Source organism: Pedobacter sp. 10L46_2 (assembly GCF_056395165.1).
On sequence record NZ_JBFTIZ010000009.1, the window covers coordinates 1 to 18,687 of the forward strand.

Consider the following 18,687-nt stretch of genomic DNA (forward strand, 5'->3'; position numbering starts at 1 on the left):
AATAAACAAGGCTATAAGACCTCAAAACGAAGGTTCGCAATGGAGGTGAGAGACTTAGCTATAGCCTTGATTGTGGTGCAGTGTGGCGGTGACCCTGGTCTGTTTTTCAAAACATAAAAAATGGCCGGAATTTCTTCCGACCATTCGTGACAAATAGCCGCCTTTTTCAATTTTATTTCAGAGAAATTAATTCAAAATAAGTGTTTGTACTCTATCAGGTCCTACAGAAAGATATTTAACAGGAACTTCAAGTTCTTTTTCTAAGAAAGCGATGTATTCGCTAAGTTTAGCTGGTATCTCTTCAATCTTACTTACTTTAGTAACATCAGTTTTCCAGCCATCAATAGCTTTTAAAACCGGTGTAGGTTTTACTGTGATAATGTCATACGGCATGTAATCAATAGTTTCGCCATTGTGCTCATAATGTGTGCAGGCATAAATGGTATCAAAACCATCTAATACGTCAGCCTTCATCATAATTAATTCAGTAACACCATTAAGCATAATTGCATATTTAAGTGCCGGAAGATCTATCCATCCACAACGACGGGCACGACCAGTTGTTGCACCAAATTCATGGCCAACCTGACGTAAAGTCTCTCCAACCTCATCATCCAGTTCAGTAGGGAACGGACCACCACCAACTCTTGTGCAATAAGCTTTGAAAATACCATAAACACTTCCAACTTTATTAGGAGCAATACCTAAACCAGTACAAGCGCCTGCAGTGGTAGTGTTAGAAGAAGTTACAAAAGGATAAGATCCAAAGTCAACGTCTAATAAGGTTCCTTGTGCACCTTCAGCAAGAACAGTTTTCCCTTCTTTTAAATATCCGTTAACAAAGTGCTCACTGTCAACATGAGGAATATTTTTAATGAAGTCAATTGCCTCAAAGAAAGCAGCCTCTTTTTCAGTAAGGTCATATTCAAAATCATAATGAGAAAGTATCTCTTTATGTTTTTCAACCAATTTGTTATAACGCTCTTTAAAGTCAGGAAGAGTAGTATCACCAACTCTCAGTCCGTTACGGCCTGTTTTGTCCATATAAGTTGGGCCAATTCCTTTTAAAGTGGAACCGATTTTATCTTTACCCATTTTTTGCTCATTTGCTGCATCCAGCAATTGGTGAGTAGGTAAAATTAAATGTGCCTTACGTGCAATAACAAGTTTACCTTTTGCAACCGGATCATGACCGGCTTTCTGTAGGTTATCTAATTCTCTTTTTAAAATGATTGGGTCTATAACCACACCATTTCCAATTAGATTCATTGTTTTTTCGTTAAAGATACCTGATGGTATGGTATTCAAAACGAATTTTTTACCATCAAACTCTAAAGTATGTCCGGCGTTCGGACCGCCTTGGAAACGAGCTATCAAATCATATTGTGGACTTAATACATCAACAATTTTACCCTTGCCTTCGTCGCCCCATTGCAGGCCAAGAAGCACGTCTACTTGCGTCATTATTTAAATTTAAAAATGGAAATATAATAATTGAATTTTAACTTGCATGTTTAATAGCGGCATTCTGATTTTCCATTGATGCTTTAGCAGAGCAATCAAAACAAACGCCGTAAAGATTTAAAGAGTGATGCTTGATCTCGAACTTTAACAGTTCGCCAACCATACTCTGGATCTGATGAATACGCGGGTCGCAGAATTCTACAACTTTACCGCAATCAATACAGATGATGTGATCATGTTGATGATAACCGTATGATTTTTCAAACTGAGCCATGTTTTTGCCAAACTGATGTTTGGTAACCAAATCACATGAAACCAATAACTCTAAAGTATTGTATACTGTAGCCCTGCTAACACGGTATTTTTGGTTTTTCATATGGATATAGAGGGTCTCTACATCGAAATGATCATCTCTTGAATAGATTTCTTCTAAGATGGCAAAACGCTCCGGTGTTTTTCTCAGGCTTTTATTTTCGAGATAGGCTTCGAAAATCTTTCTTACCAACTCGCTGTTGTGGTTTGTAGACATAGTTTTTAAACTCCTTTCAAAGGTACCATTTTTTATATAAAACTCTATGATTTTTTAGCAATTTTAGGCGTCAAAGCGAGTAACTCCCGTTACACCTTTCACCCGAAGCAGATTTTCGATCAGGTTGTCTAAGTGCTCCTTATCATTTACAAAGATCATTATTGAACCATCAAAAATACCATTATCGGTATCTACAGTGATAGAACGCATGTTTACCTTAAAATCATTAGAGATAACTTTTGTAATATTGTTAATTAATCCCACATCATCTATTCCAATAATGTGTAAGCCCGTTAAAAATGTAAGCTCTTGTTGTTTGTTCCATTTTGCTTTAACAACCCTATACCCATAGTTAGCCATTAATTGCGCTGCATTAGGGCAATTTGTACGATGGATTTTAATTCCTTCATTTACGGTTACAAATCCAAATACATCATCTCCCGGTATTGGATTACAACATGCAGCCAAAGTATAATCTATTTTTTGCAGGTCTTCTCCAATCAATAAGGTATCAGATTCAGGACCTTTTACCTTGTTGAGCAGGGTTTCAATCTTCTGGTGATCATTTCTATCAGCGCCTCTATTTTCAATCTCCTTCTCGCTTGCAAGGTAATCTTTTAGGTCTTTTACTTCAATTTTGCCATTTGCAACGGCTATAAAAAGCTCCTGGGTTGATGGTAGCTTAAAGAAATAAGTAAGCTTGTTTAAATTATCTGTATTGTAAGTGATTTTTAAAGATTTAAGCTTTCGCTCCAAAGTTTCTTTCCCCAGATCTGCTATCTTTCTTTTTTCCTCTTTTAAAGACGACTTGATTTTAGATTTAGCTTTTGCTGTTACAACAATGTTAAGCCAGTCCTCTTTTGGTGTTTGCTTGCTAGAAGTGATAATTTCTACCTGATCGCCATTTTGCAGCTTATATGAAAGCGGTACAAGCTTATGATTTACCTTAGCTCCAATACATTTTGCACCTACGTCAGTATGTATCTCAAAGGCAAAATCAAGCGCTGTTGCACCTAGCGGTAATTGTAGTAACGCACCTTTTGGAGTAAAAATGAAGATCTCATCAGAGAATAAATTCATCTTAAAGTCGTCGAGAAAATCTAAAGCATTAGCTTCAGGGTTATTTAGCATCTCTCTTACCTTCATGATCCATTGGTCCAGACCATTGTCGTTAGAGGATTCCTTGTATTTCCAGTGTGCAGCAAATCCTTTTTCGGCAATTTCATTCATTCGCTGTGTACGGATCTGTACTTCTACCCACTGACCTTTAGGCCCCATAACAGTAGTGTGCAACGATTCGTAGCCATTTCCTTTTGGAGAAGAAACCCAGTCGCGCAACCTATCCGGATTAGGGCGATAAAGATCCGTTACAATAGAGTATGCTTTCCAGCAATCCGCTTTTTCATGTTCAGGTGCACTGTCTAATATAATTCTGATGGCAAAAAGATCATACACCTCTTCGAAAGGAATGTTTTTACTTTTCATTTTATTCCATATCGAATGGATAGACTTCGGTCTGCCGTAAATATCAGCTGTTAAACCTTGTTCTGCCAGTATTTCATTTATAGGCTCAACAAACCTTTTAATAAATAAAGTTCGTTCAGCTTTTTTCTCATTTAACTGAGTTGCTATGTATTTATAAGTATCTGGCTCAAGATATTTCATTGAAAGATCTTCCAGTTCAGACTTAATGGCATATAAACCCAGCCTGTGCGCAAGGGGGGCATAGAGGTAAATGGTTTCAGAAGCAATCTTTAATTGTTTTTGCCTTGGCATAAAATCCATAGTCCGCATGTTATGCAGTCTGTCGGCCAGCTTAATTAAAATTACCCTTACATCATCGGCCAGGGTAAGCAACATTTTTCTGAAATTCTCTGCCTGCAAAGAACTATTGTAATCAAATACGCCCGATATTTTGGTTAGCCCATCAATAATTTTTGCTGTTTTCTTTCCAAACTCACGTTCTATATCTTCAAGCGTAATGTCTGTATCTTCTACCACATCATGTAGCAATGCGCATACTATGGAGGTGGTTCCAAGTCCAATTTCTTCTGCTGCAATCTGAGCCACGGCAATAGGGTGGTAAATATATGGCTCTCCAGATTTTCTACGCATGTTTTTGTGGCTTTCCAAAGCCATGTCAAATGCTTTTCTGATTTCCTTTTTATCCCCCCTTTGAAGTGTCGGCTTACAGGCGCGTAAAAGTGCCCTGTATCTTTTTAGGATCTCTTGCTTCTCTGCTTCTAAATCAATCACTAAAGCGTTTTTCATTCGTGTTTCCTTTTTTGGTTGTTATGAATTCTGCCAGCTACAGCCTCCATGTTATTGCTTTACTACTAGTTTTTTGTAATTAACGGTTGAGCTGGTTTGCCCGGTTGATTACGCTCCCTTTTATCAATATAAGTTTTTTATAAAGATGTAACTAATATGAGCAATAATTCTTCCAAATTTAAGTTTGTCATTATTTGACTTGTATTGTATTATTTACGTAAAAAATATGGCTCTTTATCGTTAAAAGATTATATTAGAGTTGAAAATGAAAACTAAAATATAAATTAGCTTTACCTTTATAGGGGTATAAATTTATGAAATTTTATAGGTTATTTATTCTGTTAATTGTCATTATTAGCGGTGCCCAGGTTAGGGCGCAGGTTAATGGCGTTACCATAAAAATGCCTGTACTTGGAAAAAATGATACGATTCGTGTTGCCGGAACTAATGATAATGGGGAGATGATACCATGGATACCTTTACATGAGGTTGTTATATATGGTGTCAGAATATTCAAATCACCGGCCGAGCGTGCTGCCTATAGCAGATTGAGGTATAATGTGATGAAGGTTATGCCTTATGCTCTTTATGCAAAACAACGATATGAGCAACTGGAAAAGGATTTGGCACTAACACAAGAAAAAAGGGAACAGAAAAAGCTTGTTAAACAATGTGACAAAGAAATTAAAGACATGTTTAACAGAGAAATAAAAGAACTTACCATAACCCAGGGTCAAATACTTACCAAACTGATCGATCGTGAACTGGGCAGAACAACCTACGATATTGTGAAAGAAACTAAGGGAGGTTTTACTGCGTTCCTTTACCAATCTGTTGCGAGGGTAGTAGGGCATAATTTGAAAAGTACGTATAACCCGCAAGAAGAGAGAGATATCGAATCCATCATTATTTCTTCAGGGTTTTATCAATAGAACCTATGGCTGATAAATCCAAAAGTATACATCAATTTAAAGCAAAACTGATTAATGGTTCCGACAAAAACCTTTCTGATTATAAAGATAAAGTACTTCTGGTTGTAAATATTGCATCTGCATGCGGTTTTGCGCCTCAGCTAAAAGAATTACAAGATTTAAGAGATGAATATAATGCCCAGGGTTTCGAAGTACTGGGTTTTCCGTCGAACGATTTTGGCAGGCAGGAACCTCTGGATGGAAAAGAAATAGATACCTTTTGCGAGGTTAACTATGGCGTTAAGTTCCCTGTGTTCGATAAAATAATGGTTCGTGGAAGCCATGCACACCCTCTTTTCAAATTTCTGACCCAAAAATCAACCCCGAGATGGAACTTCCACAAGTATTTAATCAATAGAGATGGTGAGGTAGTAGATTATTTTTTCCCATTTACCACACCACTTTCATCCAAAGTAAAAAAGAAAATACAGAAATTGCTTTAAAGCAATCTTTTATAAACTATACACATCATGAAGTTAGATATATTGGTGCTTGCCGTTCATCCAGACGACGCAGAATTGGGATGTTCAGGAACTATAGCCAAACACATTGCCCTAGGTAAAAAAGTAGGAATAGTCGATTTTACCAGAGGAGAGCTCGGCACACGAGGTACAGCAGAAACACGAGATGAAGAAGCCGCTGATTCGGCTAAAATACTTGGTATCCAGGCACGTGAAAACCTAAGATTTAAAGATGGTTTCTTTAAGAATGATGAAGAACATCAACTCGAAGTTGTTAAAATGATCCGCAAGTATCAGCCAGAGATTATCTTAACCAATGCATTGCACGATAGACACCCCGATCATGGCAGGGCCGGAGATCTTGCTAATGATGCGTGCTTTCTGTCGGGATTGCCAAAGATAGCTACCGAGCTTAACGGAGTGCAACAACAGGCATGGCGACCACGATTGCAATTCCAATACATTCAGGATCGTTATATTAAACCAGATATCATTATCGATATTACCCCATATATTGAAACCAAGTTAGCCTCAATAAAGGCATTTAAAACTCAATTCTTCAACCCTGAACTGGACGGACCAGATACCTATATTTCTTCTCCGGATTTTTTTGAAAGTGTAATTGGGCGGGCGCGTGAGTTTGGTAAGTCTATTGGCACAACCTACGCCGAAGGTTTTACCTGTCGTAAACTTTTAGGTGTAAACAGTCTTTTCGATCTTATCTAATCAACATATATTATTGGCCATATTCCAACAAAAACACTTAATTTCTGTTTTATATATAAACAGTTTAATATGGCCAATATATTTTCTTCTCTAAAGAACGCGTATACCCTTTTTAAAAGTGTAGATTTTAAAAAACTTGAAGAGCTTTCTAAAAAGGTAGACTTACCTAAAATTGTAGAATCCGTGTCTAACCTTGATGAAACCCAATTGCAGGGGCTCATGAAGGTGATAGGAACACCTCATAAAAAAAGAGAACTACCTCCTATTGAAGGCGATTTTTACCATCTGGGTGATGAAGCTTTAAAAGATGAAGATAGAGCTCTGCAGTTAAAAGTAAGAGCATTTCTGGAAAAGGAAGTAAAGCCGGTAGTTAATAAATACTGGCTTAAAGCCGAATTTCCTTTTGAGCTTATTCCTAAAATTGCAGAACTAAATATTTGTGGTTTGACTTATCAAGGCTACGGATGTCCCAACAAATCAAACCTTATGGAAGGTATGCTGGCAATGGAAATGGCCAGAGTGGATACCTCTATGTCTACCTTTTTTGGTGTACAGAGCGGGTTGGCCATGGGATCGATATATCTTTTAGGATCCGACGCGCAAAAGCAGCAATGGTTACCAGATATGCAACAGATGAAAATAATTGGAGCATTTGGATTAACTGAGCCGGAAGTGGGTTCTGGTGTTGCAGGCGGGTTAACCACAACAGCTAAGCGACAAGGCAGCAAGTGGATATTGAATGGACAAAAAAAATGGATAGGAAATTCTACCTTTTCAGATGTTACCATAATATGGGCAAGAGATGTAGACGATAATGAGGTAAAAGGTTTCTTGGTTAGAAAAGGTACAAAAGGATTTGCTGTTGAGAAAATGCAGGACAAGATGGCGTTAAGGATTGTACAAAACGGGCTTATAACACTTACCAATTGTGAGGTTGACGAAGAAGATCGTTTACAAAATGCCAATTCATTTAAAGACACCGCAAAGGTATTAAAGATGACCAGGGCAGGAGTGGCATGGCAAGCCGTAGGGTGTGCCAGAGGTGCTTATGAAAGTGCGCTTGCATACACCAGAACAAGAAAGCAATTTGGTAAGCCTATTGCATCCTACCAATTGATACAAAACCACCTTGTAGAAATGCTCTCCAATCTTACGGCAATGCAGACACTCTGTTTCCGGTTGTCTCAATTACAGGATCAGAACCTCCTTACAGATGAGCATGCATCATTAGCCAAAGTTTTCTGTTCAATGCGCACACGCGATGTGGTAAGCAGAGCACGTGAAGTTATGGGAGGTAACGGTATTTTACTGGAATACGATGTAGCCCGCTTTGTAGCTGATGCAGAAGCTATTTATTCTTACGAAGGAACCAAGGAGATCAACACCCTTATTGTGGGACGTGCTATAACCGGTTTTTCAGCGTTTGTGTAATCACTTAAAAGGAGCCTTTTCGATACTTGTATTGCCCATGGCAGTTTTTTCATAAAGGGCAATACAATATTTATTAAAACTGGTGTCGAAATTTACTTTACCTGCATATAATTTGCCTGGCACTGGTGTGCCCTCCAAAAAATAATAGACTTTAGTATTTCCTCCTTTATGATGAGGTTTAAAGTTGCCATAGGTTATCATTTCATTCCAAACCGAGTCTTTTACGGTAACAGCAAATACATACTGTATAGGGCCTGTATTGTTGTCGTTCCTATAGTGTGCAATTTCCTTGAATTCGCCTTTTAATCCATCTATTCCAGGTTGGGTAAACGTACCTTTTAACATCCAACCCACTAAAACCAAAACAATAACGCCCAGCAGGATGTTGAAATATTTTCTCTGCATTATAACGCTGGTAGAATGGTTTCCATGATAGCTAAACCTTCGTCAATATGTTTTTTCTCCATACATAACGCAGGTCTGAATCTGATGGTCTGATTTCCGCAGCCTAAAAACATTACATTATGCTGCATTCCTTTTTTGATAAACTCATCGCGCATGTTTTTGTTTGGAAAGTCGAAAGCACAAAGTAAACCCTTACCTCGCACATTGGTTACTTTATCATGCTTTCCGGCTAGTGTTTGCAGGCCTTCTTTTAAATATTGGCCAACAACTGCAGCGTTATCACATAAGTTATCTTCAGCAATAATTTGAAGGATCTGCGAGGAGCGAACCATATCTACTAAATTGCCACCCCAGGTTGAGTTAATTCTGGAAGGTACTTTAAATACATTACTATCTATCTGATCAACTTTGTTTCCTACCAGAATTCCACATACCTGCATCTTTTTACCAAATGCAATAATATCCGGACGGGCTTTTTCACTATAATGCTGATGGCACCAAAATTTACCTGTAAGGCCAACTCCGGTCTGCACCTCGTCGTAGATCAGGAATGCATCATTTTCATCTGCCAATGCTTTTAACTGTATTAAAAATTCTTCGCGTAAATGGTTATCTCCACCTTCAGATTGAATTGGCTCAACAATAATTGCACAGATGTCGTCTTTATTATTGGCAAAAGCTTGTTTTATCTGAGCAATAGATGTTTCTTCTGTTTCAACAGCCGTACTTAAGTTATTGCCCTCCAATGGGAATTTTACTACCGGAACAGATACTCTTGGCCAATCGAACTTAGCAAACCATTTGGTTTTATCAGGAAGCGTATTGGTTAAACTTAAAGTATAACCGGTTCTGCCATGAAAAGCTTTTTCGAAATGAAGTACTTTAAAACCCCTTTCTTCTTTATATCCTTTAGCAAAATTCTTTTGAACCTTCCAGTCCATAGCTACCTTAAGGGCATTTTCAACCGCGAGTCCGCCTCCTGCAATAAAAAAAGCATGAGGTAAATAGGAAGGGATACCAATTTTTGCAAAGGTATCTACAAACTGAGCGTATTGTTGCGTGTATACATCAGAATTAGAAGGATTGGCTAGTGCCGCCTGCAGAAGGTTTTTTTTGAAAGCCTCATCGTTTACCATTTTGGGATGGTTGTAGCCTAGAGGAACAGACGCAAAACAAGTAAAAAAATCGAGCAGAGAACGATTATACTTCGAATCATAAATATAAGCCCCCTGGCTTTTTTCCATATCGTAGGTAAGGTCAAAACCATCTGCTAAAATGTGTTTGCTTAAAGTTTCATTTACCTGGTCTGGAGCTACAGTTAGTTGATACATAATTTCTATGTTTTGATATGTATCAAATGTAATAAAAACCCCCAAATTAACAAATGCGGGCACTATTTGAACCCTTAGAACTAAAAACTAGGTTTAAACAGTTTAAAGTATGTTTTTGAAATAGAATCTATTTCGGTCTAACAAGTGTTAATAAATAAACTTGTCTTTCATACCCCAGATTCCCAGTAAACCACCGGTATGGATGGCAATTATTTTCTCTTCTTTTTTAAAGTATTTATTGCTGATGAGGTCATCAATAGCGAAGAACATTTTTGAGGTATATACCGGGTCAATAAGCATCCCCTCATCAGCTACAAAATTTTTAATATACTCAATCAAAGCAGGAGGGGTTTTGGCATATCCACCAAAATGATAATCCGTATGCATAACCAGTTGTTCAATATTCCCGGTATGTTTATAAATCTCATCCGCAATAAAGTCGCCGCCTTTTAAAACGGGCACTACGTGAAGTTGGGTTTTTAACTTACGCTGATGAATTCCTTTTAACAGACCTGCAGCAGTGGTTCCTGTTCCTGCAGCACAAAATAGGTGATCTACCTCTTGAGGCAATTCAGCAATAACCTCTGCACAGCCCCTAACCGCTTCCGTGCCGGCCCCGCCCTCGTCAACAAAATAGACATCGGGATCCGTTCCAAAATGAGAATCAAATAGTAAACGTTTGTTTCTGTAACTGTCTCTGTCGGTAAAAATTAAATTCATACCAAACAGCTTGCAAAGCAATAGCATTTCATTGCTTACCACTTCGCCACGCACAAAGGCTGTACTTTTTAGATCAGCCCTCGCACAAGCAGCTGCCGTTGCCACGAGGTGATTAGAAAAAGCTCCACCAAAGGTAACAATGTGATTTTTATTACTTTTCTGTACATCTTTTAAGATGTATTTTAGCTTACGCCATTTATTCCCAGAAATATAAGGATCAATTAAATCATCTCTTTTCACCAAGACCTGGTTTCTCGCAGTGTGCTTTAATTGATGTATAGGGCTATAAATATTTGTAAACATTGTACAAATATAAATAGCCTTTTATTAAACAGTGTTAATTAATGCTTGAAGTAGATTTTTTTAATCAAATAAGGAAAGAAGTTAAGAATTACTTTTATGTTCTCAGTAAAATTTTTCATAGTAAAATTATTTAGTCTGGATCATGCACTTCTCAAATAATAGGCCAATTTCTTTTCTAAATATGTTGTTGCTAAAGATTAGTTTTGCAAAACGAAATCACTAAAACCCCGAAATATTAAAATTGAGGGATAATGCAGGAGCATTTAATGATTAATTAATAGAAATAAAACACAATTTTAATGGAAAACAACAATAGCGGGGTAGAATTAGAGGAGCAGGATCTGTATGAACATTTGAACATTGTTGTTGATAAAGGACAGTCTTTATTGCGCATTGATAAGTTTTTAATGTATAGGGTAGAAAATGCTTCCCGTAACCGCATTCAAAACGCAATAGATGCCGGAAATGTTCTTGTTAATCAAAAAACAGTAAAACCAAGTTATAAGGTTAAGCCGGCAGATGAAATATCTGTTGTATTTCCACATCCTCCAAGAGACACAGAAGTTTATCCGGAAGATATTCCATTAGATATTGTTTATGAGGATGCTGATCTTTTAGTAGTAAATAAACCAGCCGGAATGGTGGTTCACCCCGGATATAATAACTATACAGGTACATTGGTAAATGCGCTTGCCTTTCATTTTGAGCAATTGCCACAATTACCAGGTAATGAGGGTAGGCCCGGTTTGGTGCACCGTATTGATAAAGATACATCAGGTTTATTACTTATTAGTAAGAACGAAATCACTATGACCAAACTTGCCAAGCAGTTTTTTGATCATAGCATTACCCGTAAATACGTTGCTTTAGCCTGGGGCGATATAGAGCAGGATGGTACTGTAACGGGTTATATTGGCCGTAGTGCTAAGAATAGAATAGTGATGGATGTTTATGATGATGAAGAAAAAGGTAAGTGGTCTGTAACACATTATACCGTTCTGGAACGTTTAGGATATGTAACATTAATTAGTTGTCAACTTGAAACGGGAAGAACACATCAAATCAGGGCACACATGCAGCATATAGGGCACCCATTATTTAATGATGCAAACTATGGGGGGGATAAGATATTAAAAGGCACTACCTTTAATAAATACAAGCAGTTTGTGCAAAACAGCTTTAATATTTTACCGCGTCAGGCTTTACATGCGCAAACTTTAGGTTTTATTCATCCAACTACTAAAAAGTATATGGAATTTGAAGCACCTTTGCCACCCGATTTCGATACAGCTTTAAATAAATGGAGAAACTATATTGTAGAGCCTCAATAAATGCAGCAAGAGTACATTTTACATAACGACGAATTTATATTAAAAAATCAACCTATTATTACTGCTGATAACCGCAGTTTCAGGTATGGCGATGGTCTTTTTGAATCCATGAGAATGAGTAACGGCAAACTCAAGTTTGCCGAATTACATGCCGATAGGTTAAGGGCAGGGATGAAAGCCCTTAAAATGGAAGGAGCAACCTTGTTCGATGAATATTTTCTGAAACAAAAAACAAATGAGCTTTGTAAAAAGAACAAGCTTAAAGATAATGTAAGGTTCCGATTGTCTGTTTACAGGGCAGGCGATGGGTTGTATACGCCAAACAGCAACAAATCGGGATATGTATTGGAGGCATCAGCATTAACCGAAAGCACATACGAACTCAATAAAAAAGGATTAATTGTAGACGTATTTGATGAACTTACTAAGCCTGTTGACAAGCTCTCAAATTATAAAACATGTAATTCTTTGGTTTATGTAATGGCTGGGTTGTATAAAAAACAATATAACCTGGACGAAGCCTTTATCTTGAATCAAAATGGATTTTTATGTGAAAGCATCAGTTCTAATATTTTTGTGGTTTACGATAAACAGATTTATACACCGGCTTTAACAGAAGGTTGTATTGCAGGAGTAATGAGAAATGTGGTAATGAATATTGCCAAAACCAACGAAATTCCTGTAATACAAGCACAAATAAACCCAGAAGTGTTGAAAGAAGCTGAAGAAGTTTTTATTACGAATGCTTTAGGTGGTATTCGTTGGGTAATGGGCTATGGCCGTAAACGCTATTTTAACGAAGTGACTAAGTTGCTGAGCGACAAACTAAATGCACTTTAATTATAGACTGTAGTTGACAGGGCCTTGCTAGGGCCTTGATGGGGCTAAAGGCCCTAGCAAGGTTTATTCAACCCACGCTAAAACCCTACCTGTCAGGATAATTGTCTAATATTTTTAATAGTTTTTTGGATTCCTCCGGATAATCATTATTTGAATTTACCCGTTCTGAAGGGTCTTCTGCCAGATTGAATAATTCTATTCCGCTTTCTTTAGTTCTTCTAAGTTTCCAATCTCCCACGCGGGCTACTTCCGGAACACCGTAATGGACGTAGTAAATCGGCTGATGCTGGAACGAAGCATTTTTTTTAGTAAATAATGGAGCTACTGATTGCCCATCAATTTTAAGACCATCGGGCAGTTTAGTGCCACTCCATTCGGCCAGGGTAGGTAATAAATCAACACTGCTAAAAAGTTGTTTCTGAACCTGCGCTTGGGTGTGCCCTTTCCAGTATAAAATGAATGGAACCCTTGTGCCACCTTCATAAGTAGTGGCCTTACTGCCTCGAAATACTCCGGCAAACCCGGCATGGTTCTGTCGGGTTTTACCATCTCCAGCCATCCTTTCAGGATAGTTAGTCCAGGGTCCATTATCGCTCGTAAAAATAAAAATAGTATTGTCGGCTAAGCCCTGTTGCTCTAATGTTTTCCAGATTTGGTTTAAACCCCTATCCATTTCGTTTATAACGTAACCAAGTTCCCCGCCATGTGTTAAGTCGCTGTTTTTCTTGTGGGCAGCAAAATATACAGGCAAATGAGGCATGTTGTAGGCAAGATATAAAAAGAAAGGCTCTCCCTTTTTTTGTTTTTTAATGTACTTTATAGCTTCATTGTTGTATAGTGATGTCAACGAGCTATCGGCAGGTTGATAAACTTCGGGTTTATAGTTCCGGTATAGTTTGATGGTAGTATCGGTTTGCACATATGGGCTGCGGTAATCGTGGCTATATAGCAATCCGTAATAATTATCAAAACCTTGTTCCATTGGCAGGTTAGCCTTTTTATCGCCCAAATGCCATTTACCAATCATGTTGGTTTTATACCCGCCTGTTTTTAAAATTTCGGCCATTGTAAGCTCTGAGGCAGGTAAACCCTGATTGGAACCAGGCCCTAAAGGTGCAGGGATATTGTATCTGGTAGGGTATCGACCGGTAAGAAAGGCCGCACGTGATGGCGAACAGGTTGGAGATACCAGTGCAAAATTGGTTGCTTTAACTCCTTTGGCAGCCATCTGATCTAAAAAAGGAGTTTCAATAACCGGATTACCATAGCAGCTTAAATCAGCGTAGCCCATATCATCTGTTAATACAAAAACAATATTGGGTTTTTGCTGAGCGGATATATTTTGAAATGATGCAAGGGTAAAACTTGCGATACTAAACAAGGTTTTTAATAGTGTTGATTTTCGCATAATAAAACTAACTATATGGATGCTGATTAAACAGGTAGGTAATGTAATAAAATACATCCATTATCAAATACTTGTATACAGAAAAAGCCAACCATATGGTCAGCTTTTTCCGTGTTTAAACCTTGCTCTTTACAGCTTAATCAGCATGTAAAGTATCTTTATGTTCTTCTGGTTTATAAGAAGCCTGCAATTCTGCAAGTTTCTTTTTACCATAAGCTAGCTTAGTAATTAGCACAAATAACACAGGAACAATAAATATGGCAAGGATGGTTGCCGAAAGCATACCGGCAGCAACTGTCCAGCCGATGGTCATCCTTGAGACTGCACCTGCACCATGAGAAATAATCAATGGAATAACTCCTAATATAAAGGCCAGAGATGTCATGATAATTGGACGTAAACGAAGCTTTACTGCTTCAATTGTAGCCGCAATTAACTCCATACCCCAATCCACACGTTCTTTCGCAAATTCGACAATCAGGATCGCATTTTTTGCAGAAAGACCTATCAGCGTAATCAAACCAACCTGTGCATATATGTTATTGTCGAGTTTTGGCAAAAATGTAAGTGCCAGAATAGCTCCAAACAAACCAAGTGGCACCGCCAGAAGGATAGAGAATGGAACAGACCAGCTTTCATATAGTGAGGCGAGTAGCAGGAATACGAAAACAATAATCAGTGCAAAGATTAATGTGGTACTGTTACCCGCTTCCTTTTCCTCTAAACTCAAACCAGAGAAATTATAGGAATAATTTGCCGGTAGGGTTTGTGCTGCCACTTCCTCCATTGCCGTAAGGGCATCGCCAGAACTAAAGCCGGGTTTAGCAGCTCCGGTTACCTCAATAGATCTGAATAAGTTAAAGTGGTTAATAATGGAAGCTTTCTCTACTATGTTGTAGCTTACTATAGAGCTTAAGGGAACAGAGACTCCCGATGAATTTTTAACATACAGACCATTCAGGCTCTCAATACCTTTTCTGAAATTGGTGTCGGCTTGGGTAACAACGCGGAAATTTCGTCCATACTTAGTAAAGTCGTTTACGTAGCTACTTCCAAGATATGCGGAAATAGTGCTATAGACGGTGCCTATTGAAACACCCATTTTCTTAGCCTGGTCACGATCAACATGGACCTGATAATTTGGAGTTCTGGCGTTAAATAGGGTATAGGCCATCGCAATTTCCGGTCTCTGATTGGCAGCTGCAAGAAATTTCCCTACGTTGGCTTCAAATTGTTTTATATCGCCGGTTTGTTTTTCCTGGATCTGCAACGAGAAACCACCACTAATACCCAATCCTGGAATGGGAGGTGGCGCGACAACTATTACACTACCGTCTTTGTCGCCTTTAAACTCCTGCGAAATGTTGGCAATCGTGGTAGCTACATCACCCGGCCTGTCATCCCAGTCTTTTAACTGTACAAAGAATGTGGCAGCGTTAGATTTGAATGATCTGTTAAGGATGTTGATACCCCCAATTGATGTAACATTTTTTACCTCCGGGTATTTTTTCAGTATGGTCTCGGTAACTCTTTTGATTAATGCATCAGTACGCACTGCAGAGGCTCCCTCTGGCAAAGTAACACCCATCAAAAATACTCCAGCATCTTCATTGGGAATAAATCCAGATGGCTTCTTAGCAAATAGCCCAATGGTTCCAACATACAGACAGATCAGAATTATCACCATTAAAGGAGCCTTTTTTAAGGCCCATTTTACACCGTTTGAGTATTTGCTGGTTACATTGGCAAACCAAATGTTAAACTTAAAGAAGAACTTGTTTAATCCCCTTGAATCTTTGTTCAGGTTCATTGGGGTCAGCAGCAATGAACATAATGCAGGTGTTAATGATAACGCGATAAATGCCGAGATCAATACCGAAACTGCAATGGTGATGGCAAATTGCTGATACAACTGACCAACCATGCCGGGTATAAATCCTACCGGAATAAATACAGCTGCAAGTATTAATGCTATGGCAATTACTGGTGCAGTGATGTCTTTCATCGCCCTGCGTGTTGCATCGGGTGCCGAAAGTCCGTCGTGATCCATATAATGTTGCACCGCTTCTACCACCACAATGGCATCATCCACCACAATACCGATGGCCAGTACGAAACCAAACATGGTAAGTACGTTAATAGAAAATCCAAAAAGGGTAAAGAAGATAAAAGTACCTATTATGGAAACGGGAATCGCCAGAATTGGGATCAGTGTTGCTCTCCAGCTTTGAAGGAAGAAAAACACAACCAGCGTTACCAGTATTAATGCTTCTACAAGGGTGTGAACCACCTCGTTGATGGAAACCTTTACAATAGATACTGTTTCATAAGCTACAACATAATCCAAATCCTTAGGGAAAGATTTTTTTAGCTCCAGCATGGCTTTATCTATTCCATCAGCTGTTTGCACAGCATTACCACCTGGAGTTTGGTTGATGGCCATCATAGAGGACACCTTACCGTTTATCTTTGAATTGGTTGAATAAGCAAACTCTCCAAGCTCTACTCTGGCTACATCTCTTAGATAAACTGCAGAACCATCGGCGCCCGATTTCACTACAATGTCTCTAAACTGTTCTTCAGTACTTAGGTCACCATCAAGAATTACCGAGAATTCGAAAGTTTGGTTGCTGTTTTGAGGAGGGCCACCTACCGTACCACCTGGAATTCTTGAGTTTTGCTCTGCAATTGCAGCCGAAACATCAGCAGGAGTTAAGTTCAATCTTGCAAGTTTATTGGCGTCAAGCCAGATCCTCATACTAAAAGGCTGACCAAATGCCTGCACATCTCCAACACCTTTAATCCTTAATAAAGCATCTTTTACGTATAAGTTTACATAGTTCGAAATGAATTTCTGATCGTAAGTGCCATTAGGGGAGTAAAGTCCAAGCACCATCAAAATATCGTTGTTTGCTTTTTTAGTGGTCACTCCTAAACGTCTTACCGCTTCGGGCAAAGCCGGTTCTGCAATGCCTACCCTGTTTTGAACATCGAGGGCGGCAACGTCTATGTTTGTACCCACATCAAAAGTAACGGTTATAGCCGAACGGCCGTCGGATGTACTATTCGATGACATGTATTTCATGCCCGGAGTACCATTGATCTGGCTTTCTATTGGCGTAGTTACAGTTTGCTCTACAGTTTGCGCATCTGCACCGGTGTAGGTGCCACTTACAGTAACCGTTGGGGGTGCTATATTCGGGTATTGACTGATCGGTAATGTGGTAATCACAATTGTACCAACCAGAACAATCAAAAGGGAAATCACAATCGCTGTGATGGGTCGCTTTATAAATACTTCTGATATCATATCTCTGAATTCTTTAAATCTATTTTTTAACTGCGCCTGCTGCTGGTTGTGCTCCAGGGGCTGCATCAGCCGGAGCGGTTGTAACTACAGCACCTGGACGTACATTTTGTACACCATCTACCACAACTACTTCCCCTTGTTTTAGACCGCTTTTTACCACTACATTTTTGTCAAACTGTTTTCCCAGTTGGACAATGCGGGCTTCGGCTTTGCTGCTATCACCTACAACAAAAACATTAAATTCGCCCAGTTGCTCTATAACAGATTTGTATGGAATTACCAGTTGATGTTCTGATGCTTTATTTAAAGCTTTTAGATTTACAGTCATACCCGCAAAGAGTTTACCTTCTGCGTTTGGATAACTGATCCTTACTTTGATGGTTCCTGTTTGAGGGTCAACCGCACGATCGATAGCGGTTATGTGGCCTTGACCGGTATAAATACTACCATCCTGCAATTGAATGTTGAAAAGAGAATCTTTTACTGCTGCAGTGTTTTTTTGTAAACGTAAAAAACGAGGAATCTCGGCCTGGTTAACAGCAATGTCTACCGCTATAGGATTGTTGCTCGAAACCGTATTTAATAAAGTTGTACCAGGTGTTGCTAATGCGCCCAATTTAACCTGAGAGATCCCTATTGTTCCGTTTAACGGCGATACGATGATCGAGCGTTGTAAGTCATTAGTAGCAGAAGATAATTGTGCCTGTGCCGCAGCAACTTGCGATTCTGCATTTGCCAGATCGGTTAGTGCATAATCAACACGTTGCTTTGCTACTGCATCTTGCTCTGCAAGTCGGGTATAGCGATCAGCATCTTTTTTTGCTTTATCACGATTTGCTTTGGCAACAGCAAGATTTGCCTTAGCCGTATTGTTTGCTGCAATATATTTTGTGCGGTCAATTTCATAGAGTTTCTGACCCTTGGATACTTTCTGACCATCCTTTACATAGATGGCGGTAATGTAACCGCCAACCTGTGGGCGTAGTTCCACTTCGTTTAAAGCAACCACTACCCCAGGGTAAGAATCTGTAGTGATTACTTCCTGATCTGATACAGTGTAAGTGGTTACGGGTGTAGCGGGAGGAGGACCTTGCTGTTGTCCGGCATTTTTATCGCCACCGCAAGAGGCTAATGTAACTGTTCCAAGTATTACGATGCCTAGTTTTATGTAGTTAGTAGTATTCAT

15 protein-coding genes are annotated in these 18,687 nt (G+C 38.9%); 6 read left to right on the forward strand and 9 right to left on the reverse strand.

Going from position 1 to position 18,687, the window contains the following annotated elements:
• Positions 1-186: 186 nt before the first annotated feature.
• The 3 genes from AC1DDX_RS02385 to AC1DDX_RS02395 all read right to left on the reverse strand — a co-directional run bounded on the left by AC1DDX_RS02385 (position 187) and on the right by AC1DDX_RS02395 (position 4,264).
• Positions 187-1,464 carry an adenylosuccinate synthase gene (locus AC1DDX_RS02385; RefSeq protein ID WP_172659417.1) on the reverse strand — a complete coding sequence of 426 codons (1,278 nt, stop codon included), beginning with the start codon at positions 1,462-1,464 and terminating at the stop codon, positions 187-189.
• Positions 1,465-1,501: 37 nt separating this feature from the next.
• The gene (locus tag AC1DDX_RS02390; RefSeq protein ID WP_048907113.1) at positions 1,502-1,993 is read right to left on the reverse strand and encodes a Fur family transcriptional regulator; all 492 of its coding nucleotides are present in this window, start codon (positions 1,991-1,993) and stop codon (positions 1,502-1,504) included.
• A gap of 63 nt (positions 1,994-2,056) precedes the next feature.
• Positions 2,057-4,264 (reverse strand): RelA/SpoT family protein, encoded by a 2,208-nt coding sequence (locus tag AC1DDX_RS02395; RefSeq protein ID WP_172659418.1) that lies wholly within the window; start codon positions 4,262-4,264, stop codon positions 2,057-2,059.
• A 314-nt stretch (positions 4,265-4,578) separates the two neighbouring features.
• Between AC1DDX_RS02395 and AC1DDX_RS02400 the strand changes: the two genes are divergently transcribed.
• The 4 genes from AC1DDX_RS02400 (at position 4,579) to AC1DDX_RS02415 (ending at position 7,853) form a co-directional block, all read left to right on the forward strand.
• Positions 4,579-5,196, forward strand: coding sequence for a DUF4294 domain-containing protein (locus AC1DDX_RS02400; RefSeq protein ID WP_172659419.1), 618 nt, complete (start codon positions 4,579-4,581; stop codon positions 5,194-5,196).
• A 5-nt stretch (positions 5,197-5,201) separates the two neighbouring features.
• The gene (locus AC1DDX_RS02405) at positions 5,202-5,678 is read left to right on the forward strand and encodes a glutathione peroxidase (RefSeq protein WP_048907111.1); all 477 of its coding nucleotides are present in this window, start codon (positions 5,202-5,204) and stop codon (positions 5,676-5,678) included.
• A gap of 27 nt (positions 5,679-5,705) precedes the next feature.
• Entirely contained in the window at positions 5,706-6,422 is a 717-nt protein-coding gene (gene bshB1 / locus AC1DDX_RS02410) for a bacillithiol biosynthesis deacetylase BshB1 (protein WP_172659420.1), read from the forward strand.
• Between the two features lie 69 nt (positions 6,423-6,491).
• A complete protein-coding gene (locus AC1DDX_RS02415) occupies positions 6,492-7,853 on the forward strand; it encodes an acyl-CoA dehydrogenase family protein (protein WP_288884345.1) in 1,362 nt (453 codons plus the stop codon).
• Here AC1DDX_RS02415 and AC1DDX_RS02420 read toward each other — a convergent pair whose 3' ends face one another.
• The 3 genes from AC1DDX_RS02420 to AC1DDX_RS02430 all read right to left on the reverse strand — a co-directional run bounded on the left by AC1DDX_RS02420 (position 7,854) and on the right by AC1DDX_RS02430 (position 10,612).
• Positions 7,854-8,258, reverse strand: coding sequence for a hypothetical protein (locus AC1DDX_RS02420; protein WP_288884343.1), 405 nt, complete (start codon positions 8,256-8,258; stop codon positions 7,854-7,856). It lies immediately after the preceding gene.
• The gene (lat, locus tag AC1DDX_RS02425; RefSeq protein ID WP_288884342.1) at positions 8,258-9,589 is read right to left on the reverse strand and encodes an L-lysine 6-transaminase; all 1,332 of its coding nucleotides are present in this window, start codon (positions 9,587-9,589) and stop codon (positions 8,258-8,260) included. The genes AC1DDX_RS02420 and lat overlap by 1 nt, the downstream gene beginning before the upstream one ends.
• Before the next feature lie 147 nt (positions 9,590-9,736).
• Complete coding sequence (locus AC1DDX_RS02430; RefSeq protein ID WP_288884340.1) at positions 9,737-10,612, reverse strand: 1-aminocyclopropane-1-carboxylate deaminase/D-cysteine desulfhydrase; 876 nt, start codon at positions 10,610-10,612, stop codon at positions 9,737-9,739.
• Between the two features lie 299 nt (positions 10,613-10,911).
• On the opposite strand from AC1DDX_RS02430, the gene AC1DDX_RS02435 reads away from it, so the two are divergent.
• Both AC1DDX_RS02435 and AC1DDX_RS02440 read left to right on the forward strand, forming a co-directional pair.
• The gene (locus AC1DDX_RS02435) at positions 10,912-11,943 is read left to right on the forward strand and encodes an RluA family pseudouridine synthase (protein ID WP_172659425.1); all 1,032 of its coding nucleotides are present in this window, start codon (positions 10,912-10,914) and stop codon (positions 11,941-11,943) included.
• Positions 11,944-12,783, forward strand: a complete 840-nt coding sequence (locus tag AC1DDX_RS02440) for an aminotransferase class IV (RefSeq protein ID WP_288884406.1) — start codon at positions 11,944-11,946, stop codon at positions 12,781-12,783.
• A gap of 85 nt (positions 12,784-12,868) precedes the next feature.
• Here AC1DDX_RS02440 and AC1DDX_RS02445 read toward each other — a convergent pair whose 3' ends face one another.
• The 3 genes from AC1DDX_RS02445 to AC1DDX_RS02455 all read right to left on the reverse strand — a co-directional run bounded on the left by AC1DDX_RS02445 (position 12,869) and on the right by AC1DDX_RS02455 (position 18,687).
• Positions 12,869-14,191, reverse strand: a complete 1,323-nt coding sequence (locus tag AC1DDX_RS02445) for a sulfatase-like hydrolase/transferase (RefSeq protein ID WP_288884408.1) — start codon at positions 14,189-14,191, stop codon at positions 12,869-12,871.
• 136 nt (positions 14,192-14,327) lie between these two features.
• A complete protein-coding gene (locus tag AC1DDX_RS02450; protein ID WP_337716355.1) occupies positions 14,328-17,501 on the reverse strand; it encodes an efflux RND transporter permease subunit in 3,174 nt (1,057 codons plus the stop codon).
• Between the two features lie 19 nt (positions 17,502-17,520).
• The gene (locus AC1DDX_RS02455; RefSeq protein WP_288881236.1) at positions 17,521-18,687 is read right to left on the reverse strand and encodes an efflux RND transporter periplasmic adaptor subunit; all 1,167 of its coding nucleotides are present in this window, start codon (positions 18,685-18,687) and stop codon (positions 17,521-17,523) included.